We start from the raw sequence: 13,916 nt of genomic DNA on the forward strand, positions 1-13,916 counted from the left end.
CATGGTGTCAGACCGGCGTACGCCGGGTCATCCGGCCGCCGGAGCATCGGTACGCCGCCCCGCCGTGATACGACACCAGATAGTGCGGCGACAACCCGTCCAGCGGGATCCCGGCCGGAGCGAACAGATCCTTGCCGACCGGCACGTAACGCATCGGCGGCACGGTGAACGCACCACCCACGAAGCCGGTGAAGACGCGCTCCTGAGCCTCGTCGGCCGGCTCGTAGGTCACCAGCTCCTCCAACTCGCCGTCCACGACGCGCACGTCGACGCGCAGCTGGTTCGAGCGGTACGTCCCGGCGTACGGCTGGAGATCGACGGTCTGCGGCGTGTAGGCCGGCGTCTCCACCGCGCCGAACTGTCCGGCGAGCCAGTGCAGCAGCTCGTCGTGCAGGGTCAGAGCCTGCGGATCGTTGCCGTACGCGGCGAAGACCAGATCGTGCTCGGGCATGACGGCCAGCACCGCGACACCGCCGGGCGAGGCGCCGGACATGGTCAGCACGGTGGTGCCGCCGAGGGTCTCGATCAGCCAGCCGAGACCGACCGGGGACGTGCCGGGCGTACCCATGTCGTGGGTGACGGTCCGCATGAGCTCGACCGACTCCGCCGACAAGAGGCCGGCACCGAGATGGGCCCGGCCGAAGGCGAGCAGATCCTCGATGCTGCCGATCGCTGTGCCGCCGGCGGGCGCCCACGTCTGCGGCAGCATGAACATCCCGGTCGGCCGGGCGGCACCGCCGGCCGGATCGGGAAAGTGCCCGATCGCGGTGGAGCGCAGGATGGCCTGCTCGGCGGAGGTGCACGCATCGGCCATGCCGGCGGCCGCGAAGACGTCGCGTTCGAGCAGCTCGTGGTAGCTCAGCCCGGTCACCACCTCCAGCAGCCGGCCGGCGACGATCATGCCGCCGTTGGAGTAGCTGATCCGCTCGCCCGGCTCGAAGAGGACGCCGCACTCACGGCCGAGCCGCTCCACATAGATCTTGAGGGCGTCCCGGCCGGCGTCGCCCGGGAAGAACAGGTCGGCGTCGATCCCGCTGCTGTGCGACAGCAGGTGCCGGACGAGGATCTTCTCGGCGGCGCCGGGCGTCGCGAGCCGGAACTCCGGCAGGTAGCCGACGACGGGCGCGTCGAGGGCGAGGACACCGCGCTCGACCTGCTGGAGAACCAGCGTCGTGGTCATGATCTTCGTGATGGAACCGAACAGGAAACCGGTGTCCTGACGCATCGGCGCCCCGGTGGCGGCGTTCGCGACGCCGTGTGCGATCACGGCCTGCTCGCCGTTGCGGTAGACGCCGGCGAGGAAACCGGGAACCTGGGTGGCCTCGCAGAAGGCGGCGGCCCGGTCGCTGATGTGTGCGATCTCGTTCATGCCGTAGATCGTCGAACCTTGCCCCAGGGGCAAGGTCAAGCCCGCTGTTCGGCCGGCCCGGTGAAGTAGGCGGCGCTCTCCGCGTCCGCCGGGTAGTACGACTCGATCGCGACCTCGTCCAGGGTGATGTCCATCGGCGTGCCGAAGGTGGTGATGGTCGAGAAGAGCCGCAGCTCCCGTCCGCCGACGCGCAGGATCATCGGGATCACCACGTCGGCTTCGACGCGCTCACCCGCCGTGGCCCCGGATCCCGGCGCCAGCAGTTCCTCGTAGAGTGCGGTGAGTTCGGGGTCGGGCGCGGTGGCCAGCTGGCGCCCGATCCGGGTACGGAACACCGCCCGCACGTCACCCAGGTTGACGACCATCGGCGCGAACCCGCGCGGGTCCAGTCCCAGCCGTACCAGGTTGACCGGCGGCCGCAGCAGGACCGGATCCACCTGGGCCAGGAACGGGTCGACGGCCCGGTTGGTCATGACGATGTTCCACCGGCGATCGAAGACCAGCGCCGGGAAGGGCTCGTGGGCGTGCAGCACCCGGCGGACCGCGTCGTGGGCCGCCGACATCGCCCGATCGTCCAGCGGGCGTTCCGCGTACCGGGGTGCGAAGCCGGCGGCCAGCAACAGCCGGTTGCGATCACGCAACGGCACATGGAGCTGATCCGCGAGACGCAGGATCATCTCAGCGCTCGGCCGGGACTTACCGGTCTCGACCAGGCTGACGTGCCGGGCCGAGACGTCGGCCGCGATGGCCAGGTCCAGCTGGCTCAGCCCGCGCCGGTGGCGCCACTGGCGCAACAGCTCACCCACCGTGTACACGGTCACGAAGCGTACTCATCGCCGCGCCGGACGCTATGAAATGCGAGTTCATCGACAACGCGAGCGCACGCCGAAACACTGCGTCACATGACAACGGAGAACAAGGCCATCGTCGAGCGGGCGCTGACCGGACTGCTCGAGACCGGCGACGTCGGCGCGCTCGCCCCGTTCCTCAGCGACGACTTCGTCCACCACCGGCCGGGCGGCATCACCTCGACCAGACAGGAGTGGCTCGCACTCGTACGCGACGCGCTGGTGCCGCTGGCCGGCATGCGGGTCGAGATCCTGCGGCTGCTGGCCGACGGCGATCACGTCGTGATGCACTCCCGGCGCCGGCTGCCCGGCGGCCCGGAGATCACAGTCGTCGACATCTGGCGGCTCGACGCCGGGTTGATCAGCGAGGCGTGGGAGATCATCGAGCCGGACGCCCAGGCGGCCGCCAATCTGACGTGGTGGGACCCGGCGTACCAATAGGCCGGAGCGGGGCTGCGTCATCGCGCGGGGTCGAATACCGTGATGCTCGTCTATGCACGAGTGACCACGGGGGTCCAGATGAAGACCATTTCACGACGTATCGGCGCGCTGATCGGCGCTGTCCTGCTCGGTGCCGGCACGGCGCTCGCCGGCGCCGCACCCGCACAGGCCGGATACGGCGGCGGCTGCCGTAACTGGACGAGCGGCAGCTGGCAGATCGGCGCCTGCATCAGCGAGAACGGCGGATACTTCTACCCCGACTTCTACGTCAACGCCATGCCGTCGCAGGGGATCAACTGCTACATCGCGTTCGGCATCCGGTACACGATCAACGGCAGCACGACCACCTCGTTCTTCGACACCGAGCCGTGCACGACCGGGCATCACGGGCCGGAGGAGTGGCAGGGACTCCGCGGCGTCAGATACCAGGCCGTCGTCCGGCCGGTGTACGTGTCGACCTCCATGACCAGCCCGGTCGCGTGGTACTGAGCCGACTCGCGGTTTCGGGGGCGGCCTGCCGGGAACCTGAGCATCATGTTCCCGGCAGAGAACCTGCGCGACTGGCGCGGCGAGAAGGTCATTGATCCCGAGGGCGACAAGATCGGCGACCTGGAGGCGGTGTACGTCGACACCGCCACCGACGAACCGTCGTTCATCACGGTACGAGTCGGTTTCATGGGCCGGCACCGGCTCGTCTTCGTCCCGGTCGCCGGCGCCACCGTGCTGCCGAGCGCCGTGCGTGTGCGTTACGACAAGAAGCTGGTCGGCGACGCACCCACGATCGACACCGACGGCGAGCTCACCGCCGCCGACGAGCCGCGGGTCTTCGCCCACTACCAGCTGCCCTACGTCACCGGCGCGGCCGGTGAGCGGCGCCTGGCCCGACGCTGAGCCGCTGGGCGATCAGCATGGTGCCCGGGCCGGGCCGTCCGCCGGGACCGGGCACCGGTGCCAGATCCTCGGCCCGGAGCGGCTCTCCGCACTCCGAGCAGGTGACCCGCGGTGTGCACACGTGTCCGCACGTGCGGTGCCGTACGCCGAGCGGCGGCCCACCGTCCGGGGTCGCCCATCGATCACCCCAGGCCATCAGGGTCAGCAGGATCGGGACCAGTTCCCGCCCGGCGCCGGTCAGCAGGTAGCGGTCTCGCGGCGGCCGCTCCTGGTATCGCTCGCGCCGCACCACCCCGCCGGTGACGAGCTTGTCCAGGCGGCTAGTCAGCAGGTTCCGGGAGATGCCCAGGTCGCTGACGAGGTCGTCGAAGCGGTCCACGCCGAGGTAGAGGTCGCGCAGCACGAGCGGTGACCACCAGTCACCGACGACCTCCAGCGTGCGGGCCAGTGAGCACTGCATCTCGGCGAAGCTGGTCTGTCGCATGCCTCGAGCCTAGAGGGTTGCAGTATTGAACTCACCATGGCAGCTTGAGGAAATGGACGCGACATATCCCTTCATCGATCAATGGCGGGCGGCCAGTGAGGCACGCGACGCCACCGAGGCCGCAGCCGCCCTGGCCGAGGACGTGCGGCTGATCTCACCGATCACCGAACAGTTCCGGTTCCAGGGCCGCAAACAGGTGCAGGACCTGCTCGAGGTGGCCCTGGACGCCCTCGAGTCGATCAAGTTCACCGATCAGGTCGCCGACGGCGACACCGTCGCGCTCTTCTACGAGGCCACGGTCGACCGGACACGGATCTTCGAGGCACAGCGGCTGCGCCTCGACGCCACCGGCCGGATCAGCGAGATCACCCTCTACATCCGGCCGTTGCCGGCGCTGACCAAGCTGATGAGCCGGCTCGGCCCCGAGCTGGCCCGGCGCAACGGGCAGCCCGGGCTGGCCCGGGTCATCCCGATCGCCAGCGGCATGCTGCACGCCATGGCCGACGGCGGCGAGCGCAATTTCATGCCGCGAGCCGCGCCTCGCTGACGGATTTACTCTCGGGTTGGCCGCTCCCGTGCCGATATGATCCGCGGGGAGGGTCGATGCGGGAGACGACGCGACAGGCGGTGCGCCTGCTCGAGCAAGCGCAGACCGGCGACGCGAGCACCGCGCTCGCCGAGGCCGAGGCCAAGCTCCGCGAAGCCACCGGCGACATCGCCGACGGGCCGGCGTGCATGCACTTCGTCCGCGCGGTCGCGTTCCTGGCCGGCGGTGACCCGCGTAAGGCCATCGCCGCTGCCGAGCTGACGCTGCACGCGGCCGCCCGCGAGGACAGCGGTGGCTGGCAGGCCGCCGCCCTGGGCACCCGCGCCTGGCAGCGGCTGCGGCTCGGTGAGGCGGACGCCGCCGAGCATGATCTGGACGGGGTGCTTCGCGATCTGGTGACCGCCGAGGCCCTGGTGGCCGGCGAACCGGACCCGGTCGCCGCGGTAAACGCCCGTGTAGCCATCGCCATCGGCTACTACGAACTGCGGCTGTACGAGCTGGTCGAGCCCCAGTTCCGTACGGCGTACGAGATGAGCAGCACCGACGCGGAGCAGAACGGCAACCGCGCGATGTGGCTGCTCAACCTCGCCGAGATTCACCTGCGATGGGCCCTGGAGCTGTACCAGGTGGGACAGGTCGCCGAGGCCGAGTCGCACACCGCCGGCGCCGAGGCGTACGCGCGACGCGCCGCCGCCGAGGTCGACGGCGCCGACGCCGACACCTGGCGGGACAACGCGCTGCTGTTCGAGGCGTGCTCGCGCGCCGATCGGCACGATCCGGCCAGCGCGGCGGTCGACATCGCGTACTACACCGAGCGGCTGGAGAAACGTGGCTTCACCGGGCCGGCCCTGACCCTGTCCCGGCCGTTCCAGGGGGTGGCGCTGAGCCGCTCCGGCCACATCGAGGAGGCGCTGCGGGTCATGGAGGCGGCGGTGGCCGCCCTTCCACCGGACGGGGAGTGGCTGATCGCCGCGAGCACGTACCGGACCCAGGCGGTGCTGATGGCCAACCAGGGCTCCCGTGAGGCGAAGGCGACGCTGGCGTACGGCGACACGCTGGCGGCGGCACTGTGGCGCCAGCGGCTGAACACCCTGCACGCCGCCCGGACCGTGCACGACCTCGAAGCCCTGCGCCAGCAGCACGAGCAGATGGCCCGGGCCGTCGAGCTGGACCCGCTGACCGGCGTCGCGAACCGGCGCGCCTTCGACCGGGCGCTCGCGGAGGCGGCCACCGGGTCGCAGCGGATCGCCGTGCTGATCATCGACACCGACGGCTTCAAGCAGATCAACGACACGTACGGGCACGCCGCGGGCGACTCCGCCCTGCGCGCCATCGCCGCCGCTCTGGCCGCCCAGGTCGACGGCCGGGGCCTGCTGGCCCGGCTCGGCGGCGACGAGTTCGCGGTGCTGCTCGACGACACCTGCGCGGCGGAGGCGGCGGCCGTCGCGGTCCGGATGGTGCACGCGGTACGCGACATCCCCGACTGCCCCGCCACGCTGAGCATCGGCGTCGCCGACGGTCTCGCCACCGCCCTGCCGGACGCCGTGGCCCGCGCCGACGAGGCCATGTACGAGATCAAACGCGCCGGCGGCGACGGCGTACGGGTGTCCGAGCCGGGCACCACCGCCATGGCCGCCTGACGTCTATCCGCCGGCCTGGCGCTTGCGTTCCCGGAACGACGCCACCCGGCTGCGGTTCTGACAGGTGAGCGAGCAGAACCGGCGATGTCCGGCGGGTGAGGCGTCCACGTAGACGTCGGCGCAGTGCCGGTCATGGCAGACCCCGAGCCGGTCCGGATGGGCGGCCAGGTGCTCGCGCACGGCGAGGGCCGCGGCCGCCAGCAGAGCGTCTCGCTCGCGGGGCACGTACCAGGACGCGACCAATGCCTCCCCGGTGACGGTCAGCCCGGGCCGCACCCCGGTCTCGGCGAGGATCGCCGTCACGGCCGCCGCCCGGCCGGCCGGATCGGGGTCCGCGAAGATCGCGTGCATCCGGTCGGCGACGTGGCTCTTCTTCTGGTCGGCGTCCGGCTTCTCCCGATGCCCCACCTCGGCCGGCCGGCTCCCCCAGTCATTGACCAGGGCGACGAGCGCGGCGATCGCCATCGGCTGCACGGGGATCGGCATCCCACCACTGTAACGCATTGAAACCGTCCATCACGTTGCCGTAACGTGAAAGACGCCGACATCACGTTACGGAGGTGCCGTCTTGAGCACGACCGAACAGAACCCCACCGCCACCGGCCGCGACTGGGCCGGCCTCGCCGTGCTGGTGTTGCCCTGCCTGCTGGTCTCGATGGACAGTCACGTCCTCAACCTGGCCACCCCGGCGATCGTGGCCGACCTGCACCCCAGCGGCGCCCAGCTGTTGTGGATCGTCGACGGTTACGTGTTCCTGGTGGCCGGTGCCCTGCTGGCGATGGGCGCCCTGGGTGACCGCGTCGGCCGGCGCCGCATCCTGCTCGTCGGCGCGACGGTGTTCTCCGCGGCCGCCCTGGCCGCCGCCTTCGCCCGGTCCCCCGGCGAGCTGATCGCCGCCCGTCTGCTGATGGGACTGGCCGGGGCATCGCTGATGCCGTCCACCCTGGCCCTGATCCGCACCATGTTCGCCGACCGCCGCCAGCGCGCCGTGGCGATCGGCGTCTGGACCGCGAGCTTCTCGCTGGGCGGGCTGATCGGACCGGTGGCCGGCGGCGCGCTGCTCACCCATTTCTGGTGGGGCTCGGTCTTCCTGCCCGCCGTACCCGCCACCATCCTGCTGCTCACGCTGGGCCCGCGGCTGCTGCCGGAGTTCCGGCCCGACCCGGCGGCGCGATTCGACACGCTCGGCGCCGCGCAGAGCCTGATCGCCCTGCTGGCCATGGTCTACGCGGTCAAGCGTGCCGCCGAAGGCGGCGGCACGATCGAGGTCGGCGCGGCGTTTCTAGGGGGTGCGGTGACAGCAATCGCATTCGTACGCAGGCAGCGCCGGACCAGCCAGCCGATGATCAACCCGGCGCCGTTCCGCGCCACCGGGGTCCGCATCGCCCTCGCCGCAAACACGCTGACGTTCTTCACGCTTTACGCCACCCAGGTCGCGGTCGCCCAGTATCTGCAGTGGAGTCTCGGCCTGACGGCGCTACAGGCCGGGCTGTGGACACTGCCGTCCGTCCTCGCCTACCTGGCCGCCTCGGCCCTGGGCCCGTTCGCCGTCCGCCGGTTCTCATCGGCCACGGTCATCGTGGCCGGCCTGTCCGTGATCGCCGCCGGCTGCGGCCTGTTCGCGCTGGTCGCCCTCAGCGGACCGGCATCGCCCACCGATCTCGCGCTGATCGTGGCCGGCGGATCCCTCTTCTCGATCGGGCTGGGCCCGGTGTACGCGGTGTCCACCGAGATGATCGTCAGCAGCGGCCGCGAACAGCAGGCGGGATCGGCCGCGGCGGTCGCGGAGACCGGCGCGGAACTGGGCGGCGCGCTGGGCATCGCGCTGCTCGGCTCGCTCGGCGTCGCGGTCTACCGGCACGTGATGAGCGACGTCGCCGGCCTGCCGCCGGACGCGGTCGCCGAGGCGAGCCGTACCGCGGGCGACGCCACCGCCCTCGCCGCGACGCTACCCGGCGCGCAGGGCGTCGAACTGTTGCTGCACGCCCGGACCGCGTTCGAGACCGCCTTCGCGACCATCGGCGCGACGGCCACCGTCATCATGGCGGCGATGGCCGCACTCACTTGGTTCGGCATGATGGTGCGGGGGCAGGAGGTGAGGTAATGGCCGACGTGCTGTTGCTCGACCACGGGCACATCGCCGAGATCAGGCTGAACCGCGCCTCGGCCCGTAACGCGCTCTCCACCTCGCTGGCCGAGGAACTGACCGTGGCGGCCGCCGCGGTGCGTGATACCGGTGTCCGCGCTGTCGTGCTGAGCTCCGCCGCACCCGGAGCGTTCTGCGTCGGGGCCGATCTGAAGGAACGCGATCGCCTCACCGACGCCGACTTCATGCGGCAGCGCCTGGTCTTCCGCCGGGCCTTCACCGGCATCCTGCACCTGCCGGTGCCGGTCGTCGCGGCGGTGCACGGGTACGCGCTCGGCGGCGGATACGAACTGGCACTCTGCTGCGACCTGATCGTCGCCGACGAGTCGGCCGTCGTCGGCCTCCCCGAGGTACGGGTGGGCATCGTCCCCGGCGGCGGCGGGACGCAGCTGCTGCCACGCCGCGTCGGGTACGGCGTCGCGGCGGACCTGATCCTGACCGGCCGGCACGTGGCAGCCGCCGAAGCCGTGCAGCTCGGCCTGGTCGACCGTCTCGTACCGGCCGGGGACGACCTCCGGGTGGCCACCGAGATGGCGACGCGGATAGCCGGCAACTCACCGGTGGCGGTGGCCAACGCCCGCAACGCGATCCGCCGGGGTCTCGACGTCGATCTCGCGGCCGGCCTGGACATCGAGGACGCCGCCTGGCGCGCCACGGTCTTCTCCGACGACCGCCGCGAAGGGGTACGCGCCTTCGTCGAGCGCCGCCCGCCGAACTGGCCCTGACTCGCTACACCGGTGACGGGTTGAGCCTGGCGAATCCCTCCTGCCGCTGGTACGGGAAGTAGGGGTAGGGCGCGGTACGGTCGCTGGCCGCGTCCAGCCGAGCGACCTGGTCCGGGGTGAGCGACCAGCCGACGGCGCCGATGTTCTGGCGCAGCTGTTCCTCGTTGCGAGCGCCGATGACGACGGTCGCGACGGTCGGCCGGCGCAGCAGCCAGTTGACGGCGATCTGGGGTATCGCCCGGCCGGTCTCCCGGGACAGCTCGTCGAGGACGTCCACCACGCGGAACAGCTGCTCGTCGTCGACCGGCGGGCCGTAGTCGGCGGTGGCGTGCAGCCGGCTGCCGGGCGGCAGGGGTGTCCCCCGGCGGATCTTGCCGGTGAGACGGCCCCAGCCGAGCGGGCTCCACACCATCGCCCCGACGCCCTGATCGAGGCCGAGGGGCAGCAGTTCCCACTCGTAGTCGCGCCCGGCGAGCGAGTAGTAAACCTGGTGGGCAACGTAGCGGCTGCGGTGGTCGCGATCGGCGGTGGCGAGGGATTTCATCAGCTGCCAGCCGGCGAAGTTCGAGGCGCCGAGATAGCGGATCTTGCCGGCCCGGACCAGGTCGTCAAGTGCCGCCACGACCTCCTCGACCGGTGTCCCGGCGTCGAAGGCGTGCAGCTGGAACAGGTCGATGTAGTCGGTGCCGAGCCGGCGCAGGGCGGCCTCGACCGAGCGGATCAGCCGGGCTCGCGAGTTGCCCAGGTCGTTGGGCCCGTCGCCGGTCGGCAGGCCGCTCTTGGTGGACAGCAGCACCGCGTCGCGCCGGCCCTTGATCGCCTGTCCCAGCACCTCCTCGGAGGCGCCGTCAGAGTAGACGTCCGCGGTGTCGAACATGGTGATCCCGGCGTCCAGGCAGATGTCCACCAGGCGCCGGGCCTCCTGGGCGTCGGTGCTTCCCCAGGCGCTGAAGAGCGGTCCGGATCCGCCGAAGGTGCCGGCGCCGAAGCTCAGGGCGGGCACGGTGAGCCCGGATGCGCCAAGTCGTCGATACTCCATGTCAGCCTCCGCTATTAAGGGAACCGCAGTTCCGTTAAGGTGAGAGTCACGCTAGCACTCGTTCCGCCTTAATGAAACTGGAGTTCCGTTATGACCGTCGGCACCATCCGGCCGGGAGGGCGGACCGCCCGGATCCGCGCCGCCGTTCTGCGAGCCGCCGCCGACGCGCTCGTCGAGCACGGCTTCGACCGCCTCGACCTCGCCGACGTGGCGCGGCGCGCCGAGGTCGGCAAGACCACCGTCTACCGCCGCTGGGGAACAGCCGCCGGCCTCGTCGCCGACCTGCTCGAGGACATGGCCGAACAGTCGTCACCGCGGACCGACACCGGCTCGCTGGCCGAGGACCTGCGCGCCAACGCCGAGCTCGTGCAGCGCACGCTGACCGACCCGCGCCAGGGCGCGCTGTTCCGGGCCGTCATCGTCGCCGCGACCTGCGACTCCCGCGCCGCCGAGGCACTGCACCGCTTCTACGCCGTACGGATCGCCGAGTGGGCTCCGTGCGTGGAGCAGGCGGTCCAGCGCGAGGAGGTGCCGCCGGGCACCGACGCCGCCGAGGTGATCCGTGCCGTCTCGGCGCCGCTCTACTACCGCCTGCTGATCAGCGGGGATCCCGTCGACCCGGCCACGGCGGAGCGGGCCGCGGCAGCCGCGGTCGCGGCAGCACGTGCCGGGGTCTACATCCGGTAAATGCGCAACCGATGGTTGCGCATTGAGGTCCGACCCGACTAAGGTCATACGCAACCAAAGGTTGCGGGAGGGTCGCATGGAGTTCGGGACCATCGAGCGTGAGATCTACATCGAGGCGACGCCGGAGCTCGTCTTCGACGTGGTGAGCAGCCCCGATCACCTGAAACAGTGGTGGCCGGACGACGCTCGCTACGAGCCGGTGCCCGGGTCGGCCGGCGAGATCGTCTTCGGTGACTGCGACGCCGGCGGCAAGAGGGTGGCGTTCACCGTCGTCGACGCCCGGCCGCCGCAGACGTTCTCGTTCCGCTGGACGCACCCCGCCGGCGAGGTCGCGGCGGCCGGCAACTCGCTGCTGGTGACCTTCGAGCTGACCCCGTCCGGCTGCGGGACGCTGCTCCGGATGACCGAGACCGGCTTCCGCGAGATGGGCTGGGAGGCCGCGCTCCTCGAGGAGCAGTACCGGGAGCACCTCATCGGCTGGAACAACTTCCTGCCGCGGCTCGCGCCGTACGTCGCGATGCTGCGGGTGCCGTCATGAACGCCGCGACGATCGACGCGGTCGACGACGACCTCTGGTCGGCGATCGGCGACCCCACCCGGCGCCGGATGCTCGACGCGCTGCTCATCGACGGCGCCGGCACCGCGACCACCCTGGGCCATCGGCTGGCGATCACCCGCCAGGGCACCGCCAAACACCTCGGTGTCCTGGAGCGCGCCGGGCTGGTCCGGGCCACCCCGGCGGGCCGGGAGAAGCGGTACCGCATCGACGACGCCCAGTTCGCCCGTGCCGTGGCCCAGCTGTCCTCGGTCGGCTCGGCCTGGGACGCGCGGCTGCGACGGATCAAGCGGATCGCCGAGGCGATCCAGCAGGCACAGAACGACTGACCGAGCGAAAGGAGCACCGAAATGGCGGACATCCTGCACCGGATCGGCATCAAGGACGCGACACCCCAGCGGGTGTACGACGCCCTGACCACCGTCGACGGCCTCGCCGGCTGGTGGACCGACGACACGAAAGGCAACGGCGAGGTCGGCGGCACCCTCGAGTTCCGGTTCCCACCGGGCGGCTTCGACATGCGGGTCATCGACCTGAAGCCCGGCGAGCAGGTGGTGTGGCAGGTGGTCGGCGGCCCCGAGGAGTGGATCGGCACCACTGTCGACTGGCACCTGCGGCAGGACGGCGACTACACCGTCGTGCTGTTCAAGCACCAGGGCTGGGCCGAGCCGGTGGAGTTCATGCACCACTGCAGCACCAAGTGGGCGACCTACCTGATGAGCCTGAAGTCGCTTGTGGAAACCGGTCAGGGCAAGCCGTCGCCGCGGGACGTACAGATCAGCGACTGGCACTGAGCGGGCGACGTGGGGGGGGGGGGGGCGGGCCCCCCCCCCCCCCCCCCGCCCCCCCCCCCCCCCCCCCCACGACTCCTGCACGCCCTCCTCGAGCGACGCTAGGCTCGGCAGGTGCCACGCATCCTGGTCATCGGCCTCGGCGGAACCATCGCGATGACTGGTACCGCCGGCGTCTCACCCAGCCTCTCGGCACACGACCTCGTCGACGCGGTGCCCGGGCTCGCCGGCGTCGATGCCGACCTGGACGTGCACACCTTCCGCAGCCGGCCGGGCGCCTCGCTGACGGCCGACGACGTGCGTGAACTCGCCGGCCTTCTCACCGAAGGATTTGCCGGCGGCGCGGACGGCGCGGTCGTCACGCAGGGCACGGACACGATCGAGGAGACCGCGTACGTCCTCGACCTGCTGCACCGCGCCGACCAGCCGATCGTGGTCACCGGCGCGATGCGCAACCCCACCCTGGCCGGCGCCGACGGCCCGGCCAACCTCCTCGCCTCCGTCACCGTCGCCGCGAGCCGGTACGCCCGGGGCATCGGCTGCCTGGTCGTCATCGCCGACGAGATCCACGCCGCCGCCCGCGTCCGCAAGCGGCACACGACAAGCCCGGCGGCCTTCGTCTCACCGGACGGCGGGCCGCTCGGCTACCTGGCCGAGGGACAGGTACGCATCGTCAACCGGCCATCGCATCGCTACGCGCTGCCGGTACCCCGCAGCGACCGCCCGCTGCCGCCGGTCGGCCTCTATACCGCGACGCTCGGTGACGACGGCAGCCTCCTGCCGGTGCTCGCGGACCGGCTCGCCGGCCTGGTCATCGCCGGCTTCGGGGTCGGCCACGTACCCGAGACGTGGGTGACGCACCTGCAACACGCCGCGGCCCGGATCCCGGTCGTCCTCGCCTCCCGCACCGGCGCCGGGTCCATCGCCACCGGCATCTACGGTTTCCCCGGCTCCGAACGCGACCTGCTCCAGCGCGGCCTGATCCCGGCCGGCATGCTCGACGCCTACAAGGCCCGCCTGCTGCTCCAGTTCCTGCTGACCACCACCACGGACCGCGGCGCCCTGGTAGCCGCCTTCGCCGAAGCCACCACGCCGTGACGCCGATCCTCGTCGTCGTGCGCGGCAACTCCGCCAGCGGCAAGACGACGACCGCACGCGAGGTCCGCCGCCGTTACGGCCGGGGTTGCGCGCTGATCGAACAGGACCACGTGCGCCGGGTCGTGCTCCGCGAGCACGGCGGCAACGGGGTAGCGCCGTCGTTCATCATGACGATGGCCCGCGCCGCCCTCGATGCCGGCTATCACGTGGTCCTGGAAGGCATCCTGCACACCGCCCAGTACGGCGATCCGCTGCGCCGGCTGATCGCCGACCATCCCGGGCCCACCGCCTGCTTCTACTTGGACGTCTCGTTCGACGAGACGCTGCGCCGGCATCTGGCACGCGCCGAGCCGATTCCGGTCACCGCCGAGACGATGCGCGGCTGGTACGCCGAGCGCGACCTGCTCGGCGTGCCCGGCGAACAGGTGTTTCCGGAGACCGCGGCGTTCGACGAGGTGGTGACCACGATCCTGCACAGCAGCGGTCTGGGCCGGGCAGCAGCCATGACGCCGTGCCCCGCGACGTGCCCGAGGTGCGCGGAGAAAGCCCGCTGAACATCGCTGTCCATCAGCGGGCCGGACGGATTGGTGTTTCCCGGCGGTCGCGGTGGGGCCGGGACGTGGCGGCTGGCTCGCGCCGGGAGAGCGGGGACGG

18 protein-coding genes are annotated in these 13,916 nt (G+C 71.4%); 13 read left to right on the plus strand and 5 right to left on the minus strand.

The features are described from left to right. Positions 1-7: 7 nt before the first annotated feature. Both I4J89_RS20475 and I4J89_RS20480 read right to left on the minus strand, forming a co-directional pair. The gene (locus I4J89_RS20475; RefSeq protein WP_196415608.1) at positions 8-1,369 is read right to left on the minus strand and encodes a serine hydrolase domain-containing protein; all 1,362 of its coding nucleotides are present in this window, start codon (positions 1,367-1,369) and stop codon (positions 8-10) included. A 35-nt stretch (positions 1,370-1,404) separates the two neighbouring features. Continuing rightward, on the minus strand, positions 1,405-2,190 hold the full coding sequence (locus I4J89_RS20480; RefSeq protein ID WP_309238389.1) for a helix-turn-helix domain-containing protein: 786 nt from the start codon (positions 2,188-2,190) through the stop codon (positions 1,405-1,407). Positions 2,191-2,271: 81 nt separating this feature from the next. On the opposite strand from I4J89_RS20480, the gene I4J89_RS20485 reads away from it, so the two are divergent. The 3 genes from I4J89_RS20485 to I4J89_RS20495 all read left to right on the plus strand — a co-directional run bounded on the left by I4J89_RS20485 (position 2,272) and on the right by I4J89_RS20495 (position 3,549). Then, on the plus strand, positions 2,272-2,658 hold the full coding sequence (locus tag I4J89_RS20485; protein WP_196415609.1) for a nuclear transport factor 2 family protein: 387 nt from the start codon (positions 2,272-2,274) through the stop codon (positions 2,656-2,658). A 78-nt stretch (positions 2,659-2,736) separates the two neighbouring features. Further along, on the plus strand, positions 2,737-3,147 hold the full coding sequence (locus I4J89_RS20490; RefSeq protein WP_196415610.1) for a hypothetical protein: 411 nt from the start codon (positions 2,737-2,739) through the stop codon (positions 3,145-3,147). Positions 3,148-3,192: 45 nt separating this feature from the next. Next, positions 3,193-3,549, plus strand: coding sequence for a PRC-barrel domain-containing protein (locus tag I4J89_RS20495; RefSeq protein ID WP_196415611.1), 357 nt, complete (start codon positions 3,193-3,195; stop codon positions 3,547-3,549). On the opposite strand, the gene I4J89_RS20500 is transcribed toward I4J89_RS20495, so the two are convergent. Continuing rightward, positions 3,509-4,033, minus strand: coding sequence for a winged helix-turn-helix transcriptional regulator (locus tag I4J89_RS20500; protein ID WP_196415612.1), 525 nt, complete (start codon positions 4,031-4,033; stop codon positions 3,509-3,511). The two genes, I4J89_RS20495 and I4J89_RS20500, sit on opposite strands and share 41 nt — an antisense overlap. Before the next feature lie 52 nt (positions 4,034-4,085). Here I4J89_RS20500 and I4J89_RS20505 point away from each other — a divergent pair, with 52 nt between their 5' ends. Together I4J89_RS20505 and I4J89_RS20510 are read left to right on the plus strand one after the other, a co-directional pair. Further along, positions 4,086-4,580: a nuclear transport factor 2 family protein gene (locus tag I4J89_RS20505; protein WP_196415613.1), complete on the plus strand. Its 495-nt coding sequence runs from the start codon at positions 4,086-4,088 to the stop codon at positions 4,578-4,580. Positions 4,581-4,636: 56 nt separating this feature from the next. After that, entirely contained in the window at positions 4,637-6,220 is a 1,584-nt protein-coding gene (locus I4J89_RS20510; protein ID WP_196415614.1) for a GGDEF domain-containing protein, read from the plus strand. A gap of 3 nt (positions 6,221-6,223) precedes the next feature. Here the strand turns inward: I4J89_RS20510 and I4J89_RS49595 are convergent, their stop codons facing one another. Further along, the gene (locus I4J89_RS49595) at positions 6,224-6,706 is read right to left on the minus strand and encodes a CGNR zinc finger domain-containing protein (protein WP_230859299.1); all 483 of its coding nucleotides are present in this window, start codon (positions 6,704-6,706) and stop codon (positions 6,224-6,226) included. An 82-nt stretch (positions 6,707-6,788) separates the two neighbouring features. Between I4J89_RS49595 and I4J89_RS20520 the strand changes: the two genes are divergently transcribed. Together I4J89_RS20520 and I4J89_RS20525 are read left to right on the plus strand one after the other, a co-directional pair. Further along, positions 6,789-8,324: an MFS transporter gene (locus I4J89_RS20520; RefSeq protein WP_230859300.1), complete on the plus strand. Its 1,536-nt coding sequence runs from the start codon at positions 6,789-6,791 to the stop codon at positions 8,322-8,324. Further along, positions 8,324-9,091, plus strand: a complete 768-nt coding sequence (locus tag I4J89_RS20525; RefSeq protein WP_196415615.1) for an enoyl-CoA hydratase/isomerase family protein — start codon at positions 8,324-8,326, stop codon at positions 9,089-9,091. Before I4J89_RS20520 ends, I4J89_RS20525 begins: the two co-directional genes overlap by 1 nt. 4 nt (positions 9,092-9,095) lie before the next feature. On the opposite strand, the gene I4J89_RS20530 is transcribed toward I4J89_RS20525, so the two are convergent. After that, positions 9,096-10,130 carry an aldo/keto reductase gene (locus I4J89_RS20530; RefSeq protein WP_196415616.1) on the minus strand — a complete coding sequence of 345 codons (1,035 nt, stop codon included), beginning with the start codon at positions 10,128-10,130 and terminating at the stop codon, positions 9,096-9,098. A gap of 90 nt (positions 10,131-10,220) precedes the next feature. Between I4J89_RS20530 and I4J89_RS20535 the strand changes: the two genes are divergently transcribed. From I4J89_RS20535 to I4J89_RS20560, 6 genes are all read left to right on the plus strand, one after another. After that, positions 10,221-10,817, plus strand: a complete 597-nt coding sequence (locus tag I4J89_RS20535) for a TetR/AcrR family transcriptional regulator (protein WP_196415617.1) — start codon at positions 10,221-10,223, stop codon at positions 10,815-10,817. Positions 10,818-10,893: 76 nt separating this feature from the next. After that, a complete protein-coding gene (locus tag I4J89_RS20540) occupies positions 10,894-11,355 on the plus strand; it encodes an SRPBCC family protein (protein WP_196415618.1) in 462 nt (153 codons plus the stop codon). Next, complete coding sequence (locus I4J89_RS20545; RefSeq protein ID WP_196415619.1) at positions 11,352-11,702, plus strand: ArsR/SmtB family transcription factor; 351 nt, start codon at positions 11,352-11,354, stop codon at positions 11,700-11,702. Before I4J89_RS20540 ends, I4J89_RS20545 begins: the two co-directional genes overlap by 4 nt. Positions 11,703-11,723: 21 nt before the next feature. Beyond that, complete coding sequence (locus tag I4J89_RS20550) at positions 11,724-12,167, plus strand: SRPBCC family protein (protein WP_196415620.1); 444 nt, start codon at positions 11,724-11,726, stop codon at positions 12,165-12,167. Positions 12,168-12,278: 111 nt separating this feature from the next. Continuing rightward, on the plus strand, positions 12,279-13,262 hold the full coding sequence (locus tag I4J89_RS20555; protein WP_309238390.1) for an asparaginase: 984 nt from the start codon (positions 12,279-12,281) through the stop codon (positions 13,260-13,262). After that, positions 13,259-13,816 carry an AAA family ATPase gene (locus tag I4J89_RS20560; RefSeq protein ID WP_196415621.1) on the plus strand — a complete coding sequence of 186 codons (558 nt, stop codon included), beginning with the start codon at positions 13,259-13,261 and terminating at the stop codon, positions 13,814-13,816. The genes I4J89_RS20555 and I4J89_RS20560 overlap by 4 nt, the downstream gene beginning before the upstream one ends. Positions 13,817-13,916: the final 100 nt, after the last annotated feature.

It is taken from the genome of Actinoplanes aureus (genome assembly GCF_015704865.1).
In the GTDB taxonomy this organism is placed as follows: Bacteria; Actinomycetota; Actinomycetes; order Mycobacteriales; family Micromonosporaceae; genus Actinoplanes; species Actinoplanes aureus.